Below are 18,087 nucleotides of genomic sequence, written 5' to 3'. Positions count from 1 at the left end.
GCGATCGTCGAGGACGGGCAGGCGCGGTCCGGCCAGGACCGCTCGCCCGGCCGGCCCGTCCGGTGGGAGCACCGCGACGAGGAATCGGCGGAAGAGCTCTGCGGCGGGCCCGTCGGGGAACGTGACGGGCAACCCGCCCGAGGCCGGAACCACCGGGTTTGTGGCCGCACGGGCCGCTCGCTCGTGGGGCTCCGTCAGGTCCGTCCGATCGCTCGGCGGTGGCTGCCGGCGATGTCGAGCAGGTGGCGGCGGGTCCGGGCCGGGTCGGCCGCGGCCTCGACGGCCCGGCCGATGGGGAGGTAACGGACGCCGTCGATCTGGCAGACCAGCGGCCCCACGCCGGTGTCGTGCACGAGGGCCTCGCCCACCGGGGCGGGCCCGCCGACGGTGCGGCGCTTGCGTCCACCGGACCGGGCGATCTGCTGGACGTACAGCGGGGCCGCAACCTCGCCGTTCTCCGACCGGAACAGCACCAGCACCATCTCACCGGGGCTCCGGAACAGCCGGACGTAGCGCATGGGCCGCCACTCGCCACCGCTCGCGTCCCCGTTCTCCGGACTTCCCGCGCCGGCACGGGCGGCCCGCAGCACCGGGCCGCAGAGTCCGGAGCGGTCGGTGACGAACCAGCCGATCCGGGCGAGGGCCGCGACCCCGATCGTGCCGAGGACCGGGTAGCGCCAGTGGCCCAGGTGGAACCGGTCGTCAAGGATGCCAGCCGTGCAGGCGACGAGGGGCAACCAGGCCCCGGTGCCGAGGAGCGTGAACAGCGCCCAGCCGCTCGGTGGGACGGAGGTGCCGCTGCGGCGCGGCCGTGGCGGGGTCACCCCGAAGCCGGCCCGGTGGCGGTCCCCGTGCAGGGCCGCGGCAGCAAGGTTCGCGTAGCTCAGGTCGTGTTCCAGCGGGGGCCACTCGTCCTCGTGCACCGCGCCGCCGCGGAGCTCCGGGGGCAGGATCACCGGATCGGCCGCCCCGGGCCGGCGGGCCAGCCGGACGCGTCGGGCGCAGGCCAGCGGGTTGACCACCAGCGCCCCGCCGAGGCCGAGCAGGCCGAGCCCGCCGCCGAGCACGGCGGCCACCGTCGGGGTGGTCCGGGTGTCGACGGCCTCGCCCAGGAAGGGCCAGGGCACGGCGATGAGCGGTATCCGGCTTCCCGGGCGGGCGGTCGCCGTGTCGCAGTCCACGGTCGCCTGCTGCGCGCCGCCGTCCCAGCGCACGGCGCAGCTGTCGTCGTCCCGGTTCACCTGGACGATCTCGGCGTTGGTGTGCTGCCCGAGCAGCGCGACGTCCACGGCGGCCAGGCCCACGAACAGGGCACCGGTGAGGGCCAGGACGGCCCAGAGCGGGGCGCTCGGCACCGGCAGGCGCCGGGCGGCCCCGGTGGCCGGGCGGGGGTGTTCGGCCAGCCAGCTGCCGAGGGTGCGCGCGTCGTGGGTGCCCAGGCCCAGGCTCACCAGCCGGCCTTCGGGTGTCCGGTACCGCAGGCCGACCTTCTCGAAGGTCGCATGGGCGCGGGTGGCGACCGTCGCGTCCAGCGCCGTGCCGCCACGCGGCACGGCGGTGGCCCTCCCCGATCGGTCGAGGAAGACGGGCCCGTCCAGGCGCGGGTCGGCCAGCAGGCGGCCCCTGCGACCGTCGAGCCGGCAGCGGAAGTGCACCGCCCGGCCCGCGGTCAGGCCGCGGCGCCGTCGCGCCGCCGCCCACCTGATCATCACGGCCGTGACCAGGGGAAAGACCACCATGGCCAGAAAGCTGCTGATCATCGGTCCCGTCGTCTCCTCCGCGGTGGTCGGAGCAGCGTACGGGTGCGCAGGTGGACGACCTTCGGCGGGGGTGGTGCGGGTGCGGACGTGCGGCAGGGCGTGCTCAGGCCAGGCGGTAGAGCAGTGGCATCGCGCCGGTGCGGTTGACCAGGAGATTGCTCTGCACGTAGCTGCGGAAGCTGGGCCTGGCCATCTGCTGGAGGAGGAAGCGGGGGACGCCGACATCCCAGCGGGCGTGGTTGACGAAGGCGTAGTCGGCGTCGCCGATCGGCTGCAGGAGGGTCGAGTTGTCGAGGCCGGTCTCCCGCGCGTACCAGCCGGCGAGATGGTCCCAGAGTTCCAGTGCGACGGCGTGGTCCTCGGCCACGAAGTGGTTGAACAGGAACAGGCCGGGGCGGGTCTTGTCGACGTCCCCGGTGGACTTGACGCAGGAGGCCCGCATGACATGGGTGTCGGCGGCGGACGTGGTGATCGCAGCGGCGAGCGACCGGTAGGAGTCGGTCTGCTCCAGCCGGTCGAGCCCGTCGACCGAGGTGGTCTCGACGAGGACGGCGACGTCGTAGCGGGCCTGGTGGAAACGGGCCTGCCGGGCGTAGCCGGTGGCCGGCGGGACGACGATCGCGCGGTAGACGGTGGCCTTCTCCACCGTCTCGTGGCCCTCGACCTCGCCGGCCAGCGCCTTGAGGCGGTCGAGCAGCGCCGTCCGCTTCTCGTTCGCGCGCGGGAAGGGCGGCCCGGTGGGCGGCGCGACGGCGGCGGCCAGGTACAGGTAGCCGCGCCGGGGCGGATCGACCAGCCGGGCGGGCCCGTACCGGGGGCTCTGGTTGAGGAGTTCGAGCTGCATGACCACTCCCGTCCGCCGTGCGTGCCTGCCTGCCGTGCCGTGCCGTGCCGTGCGCGGGTCGCCTGCGGTGCCGCGGGCGGATCGCCCCGGCACTCCATTCCAGTGTCGACCCGGTGTGCGTCGCCCGCAGGGGCGGTCGATCCGACCCGGTCACCGGCGTCCGGCCGACGACCCCGTTCGACCCCGTTCTGCCCGCAAGCGGCCCACCCGCCGGTCGCGGAGCGACATTCATGCCGGATTCCTGCCGGATTCCTGCCGGAACGGCCCTGACGGCCCACCAGTCCGCGGAGGATCCCGTAGGGTCGGCCAATGGCGAAGTACTTCGACGTGCACCCGCAGACCCCCCAGTCCCGCACCATCGGCACCGTGACCGACAGCCTGCGGTCCGGCGCCCTCATCGCGTACCCGACCGACTCCTGCTTCGCGCTCGGCTGCCAGCTGGGCAATCAGGACGGCCTCGATCGGATCCGGTCGATCCGGCGCCTCGACGACCGCCACCACTTCACCCTGATGTGCGAGAACTTCGCGCAGCTGGGGCAGTTCGTCCACATCGACAACGACGTGTTCCGGGCGGTCAAGGCGGCGACGCCGGGCAGCTACACCTTCATCCTGCCCGCCACCAAGGAGGTGCCGCGGCGCCTCATGCATCCGAAGAAGAAGACGGTGGGCGTCAGGATCCCCGACCACGTCGTCACTCAGGCCCTGCTCGCCTCGCTCGGCGAACCCCTGGTCTCCAGCACGCTGCTCCTCCCCGGCGAGGACGAGCCGCTGACCCAGGGTTGGGAGATCAAGGAGCGGCTCGACCACGTCCTGGACGCGGTGGTGGACTCCGGCGACTGCGGAACGGAACCCACGACGGTCGTCGACTTCTCCAGCGGTCAGGCGGAGATCGTCCGGCGCGGGGCCGGCGACACGACACGCTTCGAGTAGACCGCGGCGGGGCAGCCGGTCCTGGTGACAGGCCGGACACCCCGTAGTCAGGGCTGTCGCGGCCCCGCACTGCCGTCGGCCGCCGGAGCGGTCGGGGGCTCCGGGGGCCCGACGCGGTCGGCGACGGCGACGTGCCCCGGCCGCGCGGCGTGCCCGGGCTGCGCGGCGTGCTCGGGCGGGGCGGCCAGCGTGCAGGGGCTGCAGCCGGCAGGCCGGTCCGCGGAGAGCGGCACACCGTTGCTGCGCAGCACGTCGCGGACGTCGAGGATGAGCGGGAACACCTCGTGGTTGTGGTCCTCGCCCTGCTCGTCCCACGCGCGCTGTTCCGCCTCGACGGCCATCCGGTCCTGGGCGAAGACGCGCTCGGTGAAGCGGCGGATGAGCGGCCAGGCAAGGTGGATGGCTCCGGGGACGGCCGGCTTCGCGATCGTCAGCAGGCCGTACGCGTGGTTGACGCGCTGCTCGGCGTCCTCCGGCACGTAGGCCGCCCAGAGCGAGAACGCCGGGAGGTCGGCGCCCTCGGGCACGTCCCGCAGGGTCTGGTACGGGTACTCGGTGCGGATGGTGACGACGTCGGGCCTGTCCCGGCCGCCGATCCCCTCCGCGGACATCAGTCCCGCGCCGCGGTCCTTCCGGCCGCCGGCCGGCACGAACAGGTACCGCGCCTCGACGTGCCGCGGGCCGCTGTCGTAGCCGAGCAGTTCGGGCCGGATCATGCCGAGCACGCTCCGGTGCAGGAACTGGTGGTTCATGTCGAGCAGGTTCTCGTGCATGAAGGAGTAGTGGCAGCGCACGGTGCGGGAGAAGGTCATCGTCCGGTGCCCGGCCGAGTGGTACTCGGGCAGGACGGGGAACGGTGCCGCGTCGGCCAGCTCCGGATCCCCGGGGAACACGAACACCAGCCCGTACGCCTCGCGGACCGGGTAGGAGCGCACGCCGCGCGGCGGCTGTTCGCATCCCTTGGGCAGATAGGGGATCTGCGAGATGCGGCCGTTCCCGCGGTAGGCCCAGGCGTGGTAGCAGCAGCGCAGCGTCTCGCCCTCCACCACGCCCATGCTCAGCGGTACCTGACGGTGCGCGCAGCGGTCCTCCAGGGCGTGCACGGTGCCGCTGCGCCCGCGGTACAGCGCGATCCGCTCGCCGGCGAAGACGGCTGCGAACGTGCGGTTGCGCCGTACCCTGCGGGAGGTCGCAACCGGGTACCAGTGGTCCGGCGAGATGCCGACCCGCCTGAGGTCCGGGGCCGGATCCGGGAGGGCCGTGCGGTGGCCGTCCAGCAGGTGCGGCTGCAGCTGCTGCGCGGCCGGGGCGGCGGAGCGGCGATCCGCTCCGGACGGGCCGGGTCGGGCCTCGGTCATGGGCTGTGCTCCCTTGCGCTCGGGGAGGTCGTACGGCTGCACCGCACACCGGTTCGCACGGCCTGCCGCACACCCGCGATGCCACGCCGGAACCACTGCACGGCCGCGCCGGGCTCCACCTCCCCACGGTCGCCGCAGCCACGCCGAACGGCAACCGCGGCGGCGCGTCGGCGTACCACCGCGGCCTTCCGACATGCCGCATTCGGCCCAGGGTCGCTCATCCGCGGGCAGTGACGCCGGAGACTGGAACACGGCACAGCGTCGGTCGAGAGGAAGTCCGAACCGTGAGCGGTACCGCGCAGTTCCACGCCTGGAACGTCCGGGAGTCGGGGCCCGTCGACGCCCCCCATCGGGTGCTGCTGCTGCCCGGCGGATTGTGCAGTACCGCCTTCTACGAGGACATGATGGCGGCCCCGGCCCTCGCCGGGGCGCCGATCCGGCTGGTCGCCGCGACCGTCCCGGGGCACGCCGGGACGGTCGCGCCCAAGGACGTGTCGATGGAGAACTACGCGGCGATCACCGGCGCCTTCGCGGCCGAGCACGGCTGCACGGCCGTGGTCGGTCACAGCATCGGCGCCAACATCGCCCTGGAGATGGTGGCCGGCGGGCACTTCTCCGGGCCGGTGGTGCTGCTCTCCCCCACCTTCTCGCGGCCGGACGAGTCCAAGGCCCTCGCGGTCGCCACGGCACTGGGCCGGGTGCCCGGCCTCGGCGCACTGGCCTGGCCCGCCATGCTGTGGCTGGCGCCGAAGGCACTGGCGGACAGTATCCCGGAGCGGCGGCGGGATGCCCTGCTCGCGGACCTGCGCAGGAACACGGCTCCCTTCTGCCGCCGGGCCATGGCCGAGTACTTCGCGTACCTGGACCGGCACGGCTCGCTGGTGCCGCGGCTGTGCGGCTCGGGTGCCCGGGCGCGGGTGGTGCGCGGCGACCGGGACGAGGTGGGTCTGACCGACGGTGAGCGCGCCGCACTGCAGGCCTGCCCCTCCGTCACCCTGGACACCGTCCCGGACAGCGGCCACCTCGTGATGGTGGAACAGCCCGAAACCGTGGCCCGCCTGATCGCCGACGCCGTCCTCGGCGTGCGCCGCTGACGGCACGCCGCTGACCGCACGCGGCTCCGACCGCGAGGGCCCACCTCGGCGCCGGCCCCCGGCACCGGCCCCCTTCCGGCACAACGACGACGACCGGTCGCTAGGATCGGGCCCCTGACACACACGTGGGGGGCGGGGTCCTTGGGACGTCCGGCATTCGTCAGCAGTCGCCGCTGGATCCTGCTGGGCGGGCTCGCCGCCCTGGCCGGCGGCGCCGGTGTGTACGCGGCCACGGCCGACGAGTTCGTCCCGGACCGCGAGAGGGTGCGGTCCGACGTCGAACCGCTCCAGCGCCGCTTCCTCGCGATCGGCCGGCTGTCCGGCCCGCACTGGCTGGGCTACAACCCGAACGACTCGGGCCGCGAACTCCTCCCCGACCAGGACCCGCAGACCCGGGTGGTCGGGTTCGCCCACCTGCCCCCGGCGCCGTGAAGGCGATCGTCCGCACACCCGGCTACGGCTTCGCCGGGGTCGCCGCACCCCTGCCACCGGCGCCGCTGGCGAAGTTCCTGCCGATGGACGCCGCATGGGTGGCCGGCACCGACTACAACGCGCACATCACCGGGTCGCACTACTCCGGCGAGTTCCGGTTCGCCGCGGAGGCGGACTGCGTGTACTTCGACACGATCAATCCCACGATCGTGGACGGTTCACAGCCGCTGTAGCCCGGCCGGGCGGGCGACGACCGTCAGCGGCGGGCCGGCTTGGCGGTCATCGCCGCGACCGCCGCCGCCGTTGCGACGAGGACCAGCGCCGCCGCCCCCAGCGCATGCTGCGCCGCGGTACCCGCACCCCCGGCCCCCGGTGGACGCCACCCACGGCCGCGACGCCGAGGGTGCCGCCGAGTTGCTGGACGGCGTTGAGCAGGCCCGCGGCCGAGCCGGTCTCCTGCGGGCCCACGCCGCGCAGCGCGGCATCGAAGAACGGCGGGGTGAACAGGCCCGTCCCCAGTCGGCCACGGCCGGCGCGGCAGGCAGCGCGGACGGGTAGCCGCCCGGCCCGGCGGCGCGGTAGGCGAGGACGGCGGCGCCCAGGCCGATGGCGAGGACGGCGATGCCGGTGTGCAGGACGCGGGTCCCGTACCGGGGGACCAGGTGGCTGCCGGCCGCCCATGAGCCGGCCGCCGGCCCGGCCGACCACGGCAGCAGGGTGAGTCCCGCGGTCAGCGGGCCGTCGTGGAGCCCGAGTTCGAGGTGCAGCACCACGGTGATCACGACGCCGTCCATGACGGCGAAGAACAGCGTCGAGGTGGCCAGTGCAGCGGGGAACGCCCGCCTCAGCTACGCGGACCTGGCCGCCGCGACCGGCACCACCCCGGCCACGGCGGCCCGCCGACTGGCCGAACTGCGGGCGCGCGACGCGCTGTTCTCCGATGTGGACGTCGATCCGGCGCTGCTCGGCATCACCGTCTCCGCGTTGCTGTGGATCCAGGTGGCTCCCGCGCACCCGGACGCGGTGGCGACGGCACCGGCCGGGCACGAGGAACTCGCGGTGGTCGCGGCGACGACCGGCCCGACCGACCTGGTCGCCCACGCGCTGTGCCGGGACGCGGCGGACCTCCACCACTACCTGACGCGCCGTCCGGTTCCTCGGCGCGTCCGTCCGTCCGGACGGGCTGCGCCGGTGCCGGGTCGGGGCCAGGGTCAGGGTCAGATCGCGGTCATCACGTGCTTGACCCGGGTGTAGTCCTCGAAGCCGTACGAGGACAGGTCCTTGCCGTAGCCGGACTTCTTGAAACCGCCGTGCGGCATCTCGGCGACCAGCGGGATGTGGGTGTTGATCCAGACGCAGCCGAAGTCCAGCCGGCGGGACATCCGCATCGCCCGGGCGTGGTCCTTCGTCCAGACCGAGGACGCCAGCGCGTACTCCACCCCGTTGGCGTAGGACACGGCCTGGTCCTCGTCGGTGAACCTCTGCACCGTGATCACCGGCCCGAAGACCTCGTTCTGGACGATCTCGTCGTCCTGGTTCAGCCCGGACACCACGGTCGGGGCGTAGAAGTAGCCCACCTCGCCGACCCGGTGGCCACCCGCCTCGACCTTGGCGTGCGCGGGCAGCCGCTCGATGAAACCGGCCACCTGCTTCAGCTGGTTCGCGTTGTTCAGCGGCCCGTACAGCACGTCCTCGTCGTCGACGCCACCCGTCCTGGTGTCCGCCGCCGCCTTGGCCAGCGCCGCCACGAACGCGTCGTGCACCGACTCGTGCACCAGCACCCGGGTCGCGGCCGTGCAGTCCTGGCCCGCGTTGAAGAAACCGGCCACCGAGATCCCCTCGACCGCCTCGTCGATGTCGGCGTCCTCGAACACCACCACCGGCGCCTTGCCACCCAGCTCCAGGTGCACCCGCTTGACGTCCTTCGCCGCCGACTCGGCGACCTGGATACCCGCCCGCACCGAACCGGTGATCGACGCCATCGCCGGCGTCCGGTGCTCGACCATCAGCCGACCCGTCTCCCGGTCACCGCAGATCACGTTGAAGACACCGGCCGGGAGGTCCATCGCGCGCAGCACGTCACCGACGATCTCGGCGAGCAGCACGGTGGAGGCCGGGGTGGTGTCGGAGGGCTTGAGGACGACGGTGTTGCCCGCGGCGATCGCCGGGGCGAACTTCCAGACCGCGGTCATCATCGGGTAGTTCCACGGCGCGACCTGGGCGCAGACGCCGACCGGCTCACGGCGGACGATCGAGGTCATGCCGTCCATGTACTCGCCCGCGGCCTTGCCCTCCAGCAGGCGGGCGGCACCGGCGAAGAACCGGATGTGATCGACCATCGGGCCGATCTCCTCGGTGGCGGTGATCCTCCGCGGCTTGCCGGTGTCGCGGCACTCGGCGTCGACCAGTTCCCGGGCCCGCGCCTCGACGGCGTCCGCGATCTTCAGCAGGGCCAGCTGGCGGCGGGCCGGGGTGGTGTCCCGCCAGGGGCCGAAGGCGGCCTCCGCGGCGGCCATCGCCCGGTCGACATCGGCGGCGGCGGACAGCGGCGCGGTGGCGTAGGCCTCGCCGGTGGACGGGTCGACGACCAGGGTGGTGCGCCCGTCGGCCGCGTCGGTGAACGCACCGTCGATGTAGTTGCGCAGCGGGCTGAGCGCGCTCATGCACTCTCCTCGGTTTGGGGTGGGGTGGGGTGATGGATCGGCAGGACCGCGGTGCGGGCGGTGCGGCGGGTCAGTCGAGGTGGGTGGGGGCGAACATCCGGAGCAGGGCGGGGAGCACGACGACGCCGGGGCCCGGGGTGGCGAGGGCGGCGGCGAGGTCGGCCCGGAGGGTGTCCGGGGTGGTTTCGACGGCCGGGACGCCGAAGGCCTCGGCGAGGCGGACGAAGTCGGGCCGGGCCAGTTCGGTGCCGGTGGCCGCACCGAAGGTGTCGGTCATGTACTCGCGCAGGATGCCGTAGCCGCCGTCGTCGACGATCAGCCAGGTGACGTCCAGGCCGTGCTGGCGGGCGGTGGCGAGTTCGGCGATCGAGTACATGGCTCCGCCGTCGCCGGAGACCGCGAGGACCGGCCGGCCGGGCCGGGCGGCGGCGGCGCCGAGGGCGGCCGGGTAGCCGTAGCCGAGGCCGCCGGCGCCCTGCGCGGAGTGCATCGCGCCGGGGCGGCGGGCGTCCCACGCGGACCAGGCCCAGTAGCCGAGGATGGTCATGTCGAAGAAGGCCGGGCTGTCGTCGGGCAGCGCGTCCCGGACGGCGGCCAGCACCTGCCGCTCCAGGTCCAGGCCCTGGCCGTCGATCCGCTCGCGGACGCGCTCGAGGAGCTCGGCGGCCACGGCCGCGCCGCGCCCGTCGCGCCTGGGGCGGCCGGAGAGGAGTCGGCCACGGCGTCGGCGAGGGCGTCGAGCGCGAGGCGGGCGTCGGCGTGGATGCCGAGCGCCGGGTGGTTGGACTCCAGCTTGCCGAGGTCGGCCTCGATCTGGATCACCCGGCCGCCCGGGCGCAGGGTGTGGTAGTTGCTGGAGAGTTCGCCGAGCCCGGAGCCGACGACGAGCAGCACGTCGGCGTCGGCCAGCAGGTCGGTGGTGTGCCGGTCCTCCAGCCAGGACTGCAGCGACAGCGGGTGCTCCCACGGAAAGGCGCCCTTCGCACCGAAGGTGCATGCCACCGGAGCGTCCAACAGCTCTGCCAGGCGCAGCAGTTCGCCGTCCGCACCGGCGCGGACGACACCGCCGCCGGCCAGGATCACCGGGCGCTCGGCCCCGGCCAGCAGGGCGGCGGCCCCGGCGACGAGTTCGGGGCGCGCCGGCAGCGGGCGGGGTTCGGCGCGCAGGCCCGTGACGGGCGGCACGGTGGTGGGGGCGAGCAGCACGTCCTGCGGGATCTCCACCCAGACCGGGCCGTACGGTGCGGTGAGGGCGGACTCCCAGGCGGCGGCCAGCGCGGAGGGGATCTGCGAGGCGGTGCGGGCGATGTGCACGGACTTCACCACGTCGCGGAAACTGGCCTGCTGGTCGACGAGTTCGTGCAGGTAGCCCCGGCGGCGGCCGCCGAGCCCGGCGGAGGGGATCTGCGAGGAGACCGCGAGGACCGGGGCGGAGGCGGCGGCGGCCTCCTGGAGCGCGGCGAGCGAGGTCAGCGCACCCGGGCCGGTGGAGAGGAACAGCGGCGCGACCGTACCGGTGGTGCGGGCGTAGCCGTCCGCGGCGAAGCCCGCGTTGTTCTCCACCCGCAGGCCCACGTAGCGCAGCCCGGAACGGCTCAGCGCGTCGAACAGGCCCAGCGCGTGCTGGCCGGGGATGCCGAACACCGCCTGGGCACCGAGGCCGACGAGGGACTCGACGACCAGATCGCCGCCGTTGCGGGGGGCGCGGGAGGTGTCGGCCGGCTCGGGTCGTTCGAAGGTGCTGTTCATCAGGGTCCTCAGGTGGCTCTCGGTCGGTGTGGTCGGGCGGCGGACGGTCCGTGCCGGTCGGGGGACGGCCCGGTGTACCGGTGCCCGGGCCCTGCAGGCGGTGCCGGCGTCCCGCCCGGGCGGCCCGGGCCGTGGGCGGCTGTTCCGGCCCGCACCACGAACCTAGGCCCGGCCGACGGCGGTCGGAAGTGTGCGTTCCGCCCTGTCGTCGGCATGGGAGTGGATGTCCTGCACACTGGGGAGCGAGGGCGGGCGGACTCGGACCGGTCGATGCCAGCGGGCCCTTCTCGACGACCAGGGAGTGCGATGCCGGATTCCGACCGGGCCGAGGGCGGCCGGACCACCAGAGCCCTGCCGCCTGCCGGCTCCGGACCGGCGCCGCAGGTCACCGTGCCGTTGAGCGCCGTGCTCGCGCACGCCGGACTGGGGCTGGAACGGGTGGCCGGGCCGGCCGCCGACCGGCCGGTCGCCATGGTCCACACCACCGAGTGGGAGGACCCGACGGAGTACCTGCTCGGCGGCGAGCTGCTGCTCACCGCGGGCCGGCACCTGAGCACCGCCCCGCAGGACGTCGACGCCTACGTGCGGCGGCTGGTGGCGGCCGATGTCGCCGCGCTCGGCTTCGGGGTCGCACCGGTGCACGCGGAGGTGCCCGCGGAGCTTGTGGCCGCGTGCGAGCGGCACGGACTGCGGCTGCTGCGCGTGCCGCCGCGGACACCGTTCGTCGCCGTCGGTCGGGCGGTGCACCTGGCCATGGCCGAGGCGCGCAGCCGGGACTCCCGGCGCATGTCGCAGGCGCAGGCCGCGCTGGCATCGGCGGCGGCCCGGCCCGACGCGGTGGAGGCGGTGCTGCGGCAGCTGGCGTCCCACCTCGGCGGCTGGGCGGTGCTCCTGGACGGCGCGGGCGAGGAGCTCTTCGGCGCCGGCCTGCGCCCCGACGAGCCGGTGCCGCAACGGCTGCGCGAGCTCGCGGGCCGGCTGAGCGCGCGGCGACGGCCGACCGCGGAGCACCCGGCGGCGGGCCGGACGCCGGGCTCGGCCACCGAGCACCACGAGGGACAGCAACTGCTCGCCCACTCGCTGCCGAGCGGGGACGCGAGCGGCCCGCTGGTGCTCGGCCTGGCCGCGGGTGCGGCCCTGTCCGCCGTCGACCGGTCGGTGACGGGTGTGGGCGTGGTGCTGCTGTCGCTGCTGACCGGCCCCCGGCACGCACTGGGCGGGGACACCCGCAGCGCGGCCGCCCTGGTCCGTCTCCTGTTCGGCGCCGACGGAGCGGAGGTCGCCGCGCTGCTGCACCCCGACACCTCGCCCGGCGGGCCGCCGCAGCGCTGGGTCGCGATCCACGGCCGCCGGGCCGCGACGGCCGGTCGCAGCCCCCGGGCGGCGCCGGACGCCGTCCGCACCGCGGCGCTGGGCACAGCCCTCGGCACCCCGTACCTGGAGATCGACGGCGACGCCCTGCGGGCCGCCGTGCCGCTGGCCGACGGCGGGCCCGGAGCGGCGGATCCGGGCGCCGGAACGGGGACGCGCCCGCCCGGCTGGGCTGGACACTGGGCATCAGCTCGCCGGCGACCGCCGCGGACCTGCCGCTCGCCGCGGCCCGCGCCGAGCGCGCCCTGCGCCGGGCCCTGGGCACCGGGAGCGCGGTGGAACGCGACCGCGCCGACGACCTGAGCCTGCACGCCCTGGTGGCACCGGACGGCGCACGGGCGCTGGCCCGGGCCCGGTTCGCGCCGCTCGCCGGCGCCGGGTCGCCGGGCGAGGCGGCGCTGGTGGAGACGCTGCGGACCTGGCTCTCGCTGAACTGCAGCTGGGACCGGACGGCCGTCGCGCTCGACCTGCACCGCAACACGGTGCGTCAGCGCATCACCCGGCTCGGCGTCCTGCTCGACGCCGACCTGCAGGACGCCGACGTGCGCATGGAGCTCTGGTTCGCGCTGCGCTGGCTGCCGGACGGGGAGGACGACATCGGGCGCCCGCGCTGACCTGGGCGGTGGCGTCTGCGGTGACGCGAGCCCGGCCGGTCCTCCGGGAGGGGCGGCCGGCCGGCTCAGTCGCGCCTCCGCAGCCTGTCGAGGGCCTCGTCCAGGGTGGATGCCGCCATGATCAGCGACAGGTGGGTGAACGCCTGCGGGAAGTTGCCGAGTTGCTCGCCACTGGGGCCGATCTCCTCGGCGAACAGACCGACGTGGTTGGCGTAGGTGTGCATCTTCTCGAAGGTGTACCGCGCGGGCCTGACGCGCCCGGCCCGGGCCAGGGCGTCGACGTACAGGTAGGTGCAGAGACTGAACGTGCCCTCGGAGCCGCGCAGCCCGTCCGGGGACGCGGCGGGGTCGTACCGGTACACCAGGCTGTCCGACACCAGCTTGCGCTCCATCGCGTCCAGCGTCGACAGCCAGCCCGGGCTCTTCGCGGCGAGGAACCCGACGCGCGGGATCAGCAGCAGCGAGGCGTCCAGGACGTCGCCGCCGTAGTGCTGGACCAGGGCCTCCTCGCTCCGGCTCCAGCCCTGCTCCATCACCTGTTCGAGGATGCTGTCGCGCGCCACGCGCCAGCGCGGGATGTCCGCGGGGCGGCTGAGGGCGATGGCCAGCCGCATGCCCCGGTCGAAGGCCACCCAGCACATCACCCGGCTGAAGGTGAAGTCCTTCCGGCCGCCGCGCGTCTCCCACACGCCCTCGTCGGGGCGGTCCCAGTTGTCGGCCAGCCAGTCGAGCGTCCGGGCGAGCCCCTTCCAGCCGTGGTAGCCCAGCTCCATGCCGACATCCATGCCCTCGGCCATCGCGTAGAGCGCCTCGCCGTAGATGTCGAGCTGCAGCTGGTCGGCGGCGGCGTTGCCGGCCCGCACCGGCCTCGACCCCCGGTAGCCCTCCCAGTGGTCGAGGATCTCCTCGGTCAGGTGCGGGTCGCCGTCGACCCGGTACATGATCTGCAGTCGCTCGCCCGGCAGGTCCGCCCGGTCGCGCATCCGGTCGCCCAGCCACTTGGTGAACGCCGACGCCTCCTCGGCGAAGCCGAGGTCGAGGAGCGCCCGGACGGACAGCGCGCCGTCCCGCACCCACGAGTACCGGTAGTCCCAGTTGCGCTCCCCGCCGACCTGCTCGGGCAGACCCATGGTGGCGGCGGCGACCGGCGCGCCCGTGGGGTGGTAGGTGAGGAGCTTGATGGTGATGGCGGAACGGTTGACCATCTCGGCCCATCGGCCGCGGTAGTGCGAGGTGGACAGCCACTTCTGCCAGAAGTCGACCTCCTGCCAGAGCTTCGACGTCACCTCGTCCACCGTCCACGGAGGCGGCGCCTCGCCGCCGGCGGCGCACGTGCTGAACACCGCGACGGCGGACTCCCCCACGCCGAGGGTCACCGTGCCCCGCACGTCGCGCCCGTCCCGTTCCAACGGGAAGCTGGCCTGCAGGTGGCCGGTGATCCCGGGACCGCGGAAGGCCGCCTGCCGCGGCTGCAGGTCGAGTTCGTGCTCGGCCCGGCCGTAGTCGAAGCGCGGCCGGCACTCCAGGACGAACCGCACCGTGCCGCGCACGGCCCGGATCACCCGCATCAGGCTGTGCCGGTCGGTCGGGGTGCGACTCGTGTTCGCCGGCATCCAGTCGACGACCTCGCCGACGCCGTCCGGCGACATGAACCTGGTGACCAGCACCCCGGTGTCCGGGTAGTACAGCTGCTTGCACGTGGCGTCCGCATGCACCGGAGCCAGCCGGAAGTAGCCGCCGTGATCGTGGTCGAGGAGCGCGCCGAAGACGCTCGGCGAGTCGAACCGCGGCGAACAGAACCAGTTCACGACACCCTGCGACGACACCAGTGCGGCAGTCTGCAGGTCGCCCACCAAGCCGTGATCGGCAATCGGGGGTAGCGGTCCATCGGCGTCCAATCCCAGAACGGCTCCAGCATGTCCACTATCCGACACGCTGCGTGAGCGACACCCTCAACGCGCCGAGGCCGCCACCGCGCCGTCCGCAGCCCACATCACGGACCGGACGAAGCCGTGGCACTGCCGGTGCCGGGCAGGCACTGCGGAACCTGAACTACCGCGGATCCGGATTCTGGGTCGGCGACCCTGCGGCCGAAGTGTGGCTCCACCTCCTGTCCCAGGAGGCCGCATCGGTTGCCGACGCACCGGCCTGGCTCTCCGACGCTCGCCTCGACCAGGCTCGCTGACGAGGCATCGGGATGGGCGCCTACTCGTAGACGCGGGCGGTCAGGAGCTGTTCCGCGACGCCGGCCCAGGTGACCGGTTCGACGGGGGTCAGGCCGGAGCGACGTGGGCGGCCGAGCACGGCCGCCAGCCAGGCGGCCCAGGAGTCGAGGACGCTGGGCAGGGTGCGGTGGGCCCACTCCCCGCTGTCCAACCATCCCCGGCCGTGCTCGGCGACCGCGGCCGCCACGCCTTCACTGTCCCGGACGAAGTCGGCGGCGAGTGCTTCCAGCAGGGCGCGGAGCGCGTCCGGGGTGTCCACCGCTGACTGGCCGAGCCCGCCGGCGGCGGCCGTGGCACCGCCGGTCGGCGGGGCGTCGAGTGCCGCACACACCTGTCCGGCGAGGCCGGACCAGCCCGGTGCGCCGAGGCCGTGGCCGGGCAGGAGCCCGGCCCGGCGCAGCAGGAAGTCGTCGACGGTCGGTGCCTGCGCGCCGAGCTCGCGGGAGAGTTCCTCCAACAGCGCGACGAACTCGGCGCCCGATGCCACGGTTTCCTGGGTCGGTCTCACGGCCAGAAGCCTAGGGAACGGCCGGCGCTGCGTCGACGGGCTTTCGGCCACAGCGCCCGCCGATGTGTCACCAGGTCGTGGCGAGCCAGGCCGCGACCCCGGCGAGCACTATCAGAACGGCGTTGAGACCGGTCTCCTTGACCTCTCCCCGGGACAGGTGCAGGGCCGCCGCCAGCACCTGGAGCACCGCGAAGCCGAGCGCTGCGGCCGGCGCGAGAGCGGGGGCGATGCCCGTGAGCGGCGGCAGCACGAGGCCCACGGCGCCGAGGATCTCGACCGCGCCGACGGCCCGGACCTGCCACATCGGAACCGTGTCCACCCAGCCCATCATGGGCGCCAGCTGCTCCTTGGACTGCGACACCTTCTTGCCACCGGCATAGAGGTAGAAGGCTGCCAGGAGCCCGGCGACGATCCAGTAGGCGATCTTCATTGTCGTCCTTCACCATGGTGACGATTTGTCGGTCGGCACATGATCGGTGACCATGGGGGCGCCTGCAAAAGGCACACCGGTGTGCGTGGCGAACAGGGGGCGGCCGATGTCGAAGTACCGGACGACGTGCCTCATCCGCGGCGACGACGGCCGCGCGATCCGCGGCATCCTGGATCGCATCGCCGACAAGTGGACCCTGCTGGTGGTGGCCGCCCTCGACGGCGAACGGATGCGCTTCACCGAACTCCAGCAGCGCATTCCGGGGATCTCCCAGCGGATGCTCACCCGCACCGTCCGGCACTTGGAGCGCGACGGCCTCGTGACCCGCACCGCGTTCCCCGAAGTCCCGCCCCGCGTCGAGTACGAGCTCACCGCGATGGGCCGCACCCTGATCGAACCCGCCGCAGCCCTCGCCGAGTGGGCCATCGACAACAACCCGGCGATCGAGCTGAGCCAGGCCGCCTACGACGCGCGGCATCCCCGGTAGCGCGCTGTCGGGCGGCCCTGCCGCGCCGGGTGTTCGGCATGTCGCGCGTGGTCGGGATGCCAGGCCATGCCGAGGAGCAGTGGCGGCAGGTCGAGGAGAATGTCGAGGAGGTGCAACCCGAGTAGGGTGGCCCGATGTTCGACCGGCTTGAGATCAGGGTGCTGCCGCCCGGGCACCGGTTCGCCGCCCAGGTGCGGTTCCGGGTCAACGGCGAGGACGTCGTGGAGTCCGCCGTCGATGTGGGGGCCGAGGCCCGTACGCGGCCGACGTGCTGCCTGCCGACGGCCTCGGCCCCCTGCGGGCGACCGGCGAGCCGGAACGCGTCGAGCTGGGAGAGCCCGAGTGCACCGGCGGCTGCTGCGGCTTCCTGTCCGTGCTGGTGCAGCGGTGCGGGGGTGTCGTGCAGTGGTCGGACTGGGAAATGCCGTACATCGGGACGACACGGCCGCCCGAGTTCCACTTCGACGCCGACGCGTACGACGCCGAACTGGCGCGCGCCGGGGCGGACGGATGGTGGCGGACGGACGCGTAGCCCGGCACCGGCACCGCATCCGGGCGGCATCCGGCCACGGGGCCCGCGCGGGAAACCGTTTGGCGGACCACGGCGACCACTGCTACGTTTCCGGGAGCCGTGCGAGAGAACAAGGAGGTGGTACCCGTGAACGCAGTATCGACATGGGTGCTCCCCTCCGGGGTCACGGTCGGGCGATAGGTCGTCCGGGAGCGCCGTTCAGCAGCACTCCCGAAAGGCACGACCGTGCACTTCACTTCCGAGCAGCGCCTCGACGACGGCGTCCTCGAACGCGAATTCACCCTCGGCGAGATCCCCGGCATCCTGTGGACGCCCGGATCCGCGTCCGAACCGGCGCCACTGATCCTTCTGGGCCACCCCGGCGGACTCCGGATGATGTACCCGCGACTGGCGGCCCGGGCCCGGCAGTCTGCGGCGGATGGCTTCGCCGCGGCCACCATCGAGCTCCCCGGAAGCGGTGACCGGCCCCGTTCCGCCGCCGCCGAGCAGGCCCGTGCCGACCTGCGACGAGCAATGCAGGCCGGCGAACCGGTCGGGGACGACATCATCGACCGGCTCGTTCTCCCGCTCGTCGACAAGGCCGTCCCGGAATGGCAGGCCGCCCTGACCGCCCTCCTTTCGCTGCCCGAGATCGGCGGCCCGGTGGGCTTTTCGGGGGAGTGATCGCCATCGGGACCCGGCTGGCGGTGGTCGAGCCCCGAATCGCGGCCGCCGTCCTGTTCGCCGGTAGCTTCGTGCCCGCCGCCACGTTCGAGGAGGCCCGCCGGGTCACCATCCCGCTGCATGTCCTGCTGCAGTGGGACGACAAGGGCAACGACCGGCAGGCGGCCCTGGACCTGTTCGACGCCTTCGGCTCCGAGGAGAAGACGCTGCACGCCAATCTCGGCGGGCACACCGGTGTCCCGCAGTTCGCGGGGGACGCCGCGGCCCAGTTCCTCGCACGGCACCTGACGTAGGGGCCGGGAGCTCTCCGCAGTGCGGGCCCCTGCCACTCGACAGGGGCCCGCACTGCCCGCGACCGTGCGAGAACTGACGTATCAGGCGGAGAACAGCTTCCAGTGCCCCTCGGAGACGACCTCGACGGTGCCGT

Annotated in this window: 17 protein-coding genes and 2 pseudogenes; 10 read left to right on the top strand and 9 right to left on the bottom strand. The window is 73.9% G+C overall.

Annotated elements, in window-relative coordinates; translation table 11 throughout:
- Positions 1 to 194: 194 nt before the first annotated feature.
- On the bottom strand, positions 195 to 1,760 hold the full coding sequence (locus ABEB13_RS38295) for a hypothetical protein (protein ID WP_345709222.1): 1,566 nt from the start codon (positions 1,758 to 1,760) through the stop codon (positions 195 to 197).
- A 103-nt stretch (positions 1,761 to 1,863) separates the two neighbouring features.
- Positions 1,864 to 2,604 (bottom strand): hypothetical protein, encoded by a 741-nt coding sequence (locus ABEB13_RS38290; RefSeq protein ID WP_345709221.1) that lies wholly within the window; start codon positions 2,602 to 2,604, stop codon positions 1,864 to 1,866.
- Positions 2,605 to 2,913: 309 nt separating this feature from the next.
- On the opposite strand from ABEB13_RS38290, the gene ABEB13_RS38285 reads away from it, so the two are divergent.
- Positions 2,914 to 3,534: an L-threonylcarbamoyladenylate synthase gene (locus tag ABEB13_RS38285; RefSeq protein WP_345709220.1), complete on the top strand. Its 621-nt coding sequence runs from the start codon at positions 2,914 to 2,916 to the stop codon at positions 3,532 to 3,534.
- Positions 3,535 to 3,581: 47 nt separating this feature from the next.
- Here the strand turns inward: ABEB13_RS38285 and ABEB13_RS38280 are convergent, their stop codons facing one another.
- A complete protein-coding gene (locus tag ABEB13_RS38280; RefSeq protein WP_345709219.1) occupies positions 3,582 to 4,892 on the bottom strand; it encodes a Rieske 2Fe-2S domain-containing protein in 1,311 nt (436 codons plus the stop codon).
- A 284-nt stretch (positions 4,893 to 5,176) separates the two neighbouring features.
- Between ABEB13_RS38280 and ABEB13_RS38275 the strand changes: the two genes are divergently transcribed.
- The 3 genes from ABEB13_RS38275 (at position 5,177) to ABEB13_RS38265 (ending at position 6,651) form a co-directional block, all read left to right on the top strand.
- Positions 5,177 to 5,986, top strand: a complete 810-nt coding sequence (locus tag ABEB13_RS38275; protein WP_345709218.1) for an alpha/beta fold hydrolase — start codon at positions 5,177 to 5,179, stop codon at positions 5,984 to 5,986.
- Positions 5,987 to 6,127: 141 nt separating this feature from the next.
- A complete protein-coding gene (locus ABEB13_RS38270) occupies positions 6,128 to 6,418 on the top strand; it encodes a hypothetical protein (RefSeq protein WP_345709217.1) in 291 nt (96 codons plus the stop codon).
- Positions 6,415 to 6,651, top strand: coding sequence for a hypothetical protein (locus tag ABEB13_RS38265; protein WP_345709216.1), 237 nt, complete (start codon positions 6,415 to 6,417; stop codon positions 6,649 to 6,651). Before ABEB13_RS38270 ends, ABEB13_RS38265 begins: the two co-directional genes overlap by 4 nt.
- On the opposite strand, the gene ABEB13_RS38260 is transcribed toward ABEB13_RS38265, so the two are convergent.
- Complete coding sequence (locus tag ABEB13_RS38260; protein ID WP_345709215.1) at positions 6,637 to 7,212, bottom strand: hypothetical protein; 576 nt, start codon at positions 7,210 to 7,212, stop codon at positions 6,637 to 6,639. The two genes, ABEB13_RS38265 and ABEB13_RS38260, sit on opposite strands and share 15 nt — an antisense overlap.
- Here ABEB13_RS38260 and ABEB13_RS38255 point away from each other — a divergent pair.
- The gene (locus ABEB13_RS38255; RefSeq protein ID WP_345709214.1) at positions 7,211 to 7,672 is read left to right on the top strand and encodes an Lrp/AsnC family transcriptional regulator; all 462 of its coding nucleotides are present in this window, start codon (positions 7,211 to 7,213) and stop codon (positions 7,670 to 7,672) included. The two genes, ABEB13_RS38260 and ABEB13_RS38255, sit on opposite strands and share 2 nt — an antisense overlap.
- On the opposite strand, the gene ABEB13_RS38250 is transcribed toward ABEB13_RS38255, so the two are convergent.
- The gene (locus ABEB13_RS38250) at positions 7,636 to 9,081 is read right to left on the bottom strand and encodes a gamma-aminobutyraldehyde dehydrogenase (protein ID WP_345709213.1); all 1,446 of its coding nucleotides are present in this window, start codon (positions 9,079 to 9,081) and stop codon (positions 7,636 to 7,638) included. The two genes, ABEB13_RS38255 and ABEB13_RS38250, sit on opposite strands and share 37 nt — an antisense overlap.
- 70 nt (positions 9,082 to 9,151) lie before the next feature.
- Positions 9,152 to 10,830 (bottom strand): annotated as a pseudogene (locus ABEB13_RS38245) (thiamine pyrophosphate-binding protein).
- A gap of 306 nt (positions 10,831 to 11,136) precedes the next feature.
- Here ABEB13_RS38245 and ABEB13_RS38240 point away from each other — a divergent pair.
- A complete protein-coding gene (locus ABEB13_RS38240; RefSeq protein WP_345709212.1) occupies positions 11,137 to 12,504 on the top strand; it encodes a PucR family transcriptional regulator ligand-binding domain-containing protein in 1,368 nt (455 codons plus the stop codon).
- Positions 12,477 to 12,815 (top strand): helix-turn-helix domain-containing protein, encoded by a 339-nt coding sequence (locus ABEB13_RS38235; protein ID WP_345709211.1) that lies wholly within the window; start codon positions 12,477 to 12,479, stop codon positions 12,813 to 12,815. Before ABEB13_RS38240 ends, ABEB13_RS38235 begins: the two co-directional genes overlap by 28 nt.
- A gap of 65 nt (positions 12,816 to 12,880) precedes the next feature.
- Here ABEB13_RS38235 and ABEB13_RS38230 read toward each other — a convergent pair whose 3' ends face one another.
- From ABEB13_RS38230 to ABEB13_RS38220, 3 genes are all read right to left on the bottom strand, one after another.
- Positions 12,881 to 14,713 (bottom strand): glycoside hydrolase family 15 protein, encoded by a 1,833-nt coding sequence (locus tag ABEB13_RS38230; protein WP_345709210.1) that lies wholly within the window; start codon positions 14,711 to 14,713, stop codon positions 12,881 to 12,883.
- Between the two features lie 307 nt (positions 14,714 to 15,020).
- Entirely contained in the window at positions 15,021 to 15,548 is a 528-nt protein-coding gene (locus ABEB13_RS38225; protein WP_345709209.1) for a hypothetical protein, read from the bottom strand.
- Between the two features lie 67 nt (positions 15,549 to 15,615).
- A complete protein-coding gene (locus ABEB13_RS38220) occupies positions 15,616 to 15,978 on the bottom strand; it encodes a DoxX family protein (protein WP_345709208.1) in 363 nt (120 codons plus the stop codon).
- A gap of 106 nt (positions 15,979 to 16,084) precedes the next feature.
- Between ABEB13_RS38220 and ABEB13_RS38215 the strand changes: the two genes are divergently transcribed.
- The 3 genes and pseudogenes from ABEB13_RS38215 (at position 16,085) to ABEB13_RS38205 (ending at position 17,953) form a co-directional block, all read left to right on the top strand.
- Positions 16,085 to 16,465 (top strand): winged helix-turn-helix transcriptional regulator, encoded by a 381-nt coding sequence (locus tag ABEB13_RS38215; RefSeq protein ID WP_345709207.1) that lies wholly within the window; start codon positions 16,085 to 16,087, stop codon positions 16,463 to 16,465.
- A gap of 268 nt (positions 16,466 to 16,733) precedes the next feature.
- Positions 16,734 to 16,997 (top strand): hypothetical protein, encoded by a 264-nt coding sequence (locus ABEB13_RS38210; protein ID WP_345709206.1) that lies wholly within the window; start codon positions 16,734 to 16,736, stop codon positions 16,995 to 16,997.
- Positions 16,998 to 17,222: 225 nt separating this feature from the next.
- Positions 17,223 to 17,953, top strand: a pseudogene (locus ABEB13_RS38205) (dienelactone hydrolase family protein).
- Positions 17,954 to 18,087: the final 134 nt, after the last annotated feature.

The sequence above is a fragment of the Kitasatospora paranensis genome (genome assembly GCF_039544005.1).
GTDB lineage: Bacteria > Actinomycetota > Actinomycetes > Streptomycetales > Streptomycetaceae > Kitasatospora > Kitasatospora paranensis.
This window is presented reverse-complemented; position numbering and strand designations above follow the sequence as displayed.

Bases quoted from the DNA above. Each gene is read 5' to 3' on its own strand.
- ABEB13_RS38280 (WP_345709219.1), bottom strand. From the start codon at position 4,892: ATGACCGAGGCCCGACCCGGCCCGTCCGGAGCGGATCGCCGCTCCGCC.
- ABEB13_RS38295 (WP_345709222.1), bottom strand. From the start codon at position 1,760: ATGATCAGCAGCTTTCTGGCCATGGTGGTCTTTCCCCTGGTCACGGCC.
- ABEB13_RS38240 (WP_345709212.1), top strand. From the start codon at position 11,137: ATGCCGGATTCCGACCGGGCCGAGGGCGGCCGGACCACCAGAGCCCTG.
- ABEB13_RS38250 (WP_345709213.1), bottom strand. From the start codon at position 9,081: ATGAGCGCGCTCAGCCCGCTGCGCAACTACATCGACGGTGCGTTCACC.
- ABEB13_RS38285 (WP_345709220.1), top strand. From the start codon at position 2,914: ATGGCGAAGTACTTCGACGTGCACCCGCAGACCCCCCAGTCCCGCACC.
- ABEB13_RS38255 (WP_345709214.1), top strand. From the start codon at position 7,211: ATGACGGCGAAGAACAGCGTCGAGGTGGCCAGTGCAGCGGGGAACGCC.
- ABEB13_RS38260 (WP_345709215.1), bottom strand. From the start codon at position 7,212: ATGGACGGCGTCGTGATCACCGTGGTGCTGCACCTCGAACTCGGGCTC.
- ABEB13_RS38215 (WP_345709207.1), top strand. From the start codon at position 16,085: ATGTCGAAGTACCGGACGACGTGCCTCATCCGCGGCGACGACGGCCGC.
- ABEB13_RS38220 (WP_345709208.1), bottom strand. From the start codon at position 15,978: ATGAAGATCGCCTACTGGATCGTCGCCGGGCTCCTGGCAGCCTTCTAC.
- ABEB13_RS38290 (WP_345709221.1), bottom strand. From the start codon at position 2,604: ATGCAGCTCGAACTCCTCAACCAGAGCCCCCGGTACGGGCCCGCCCGG.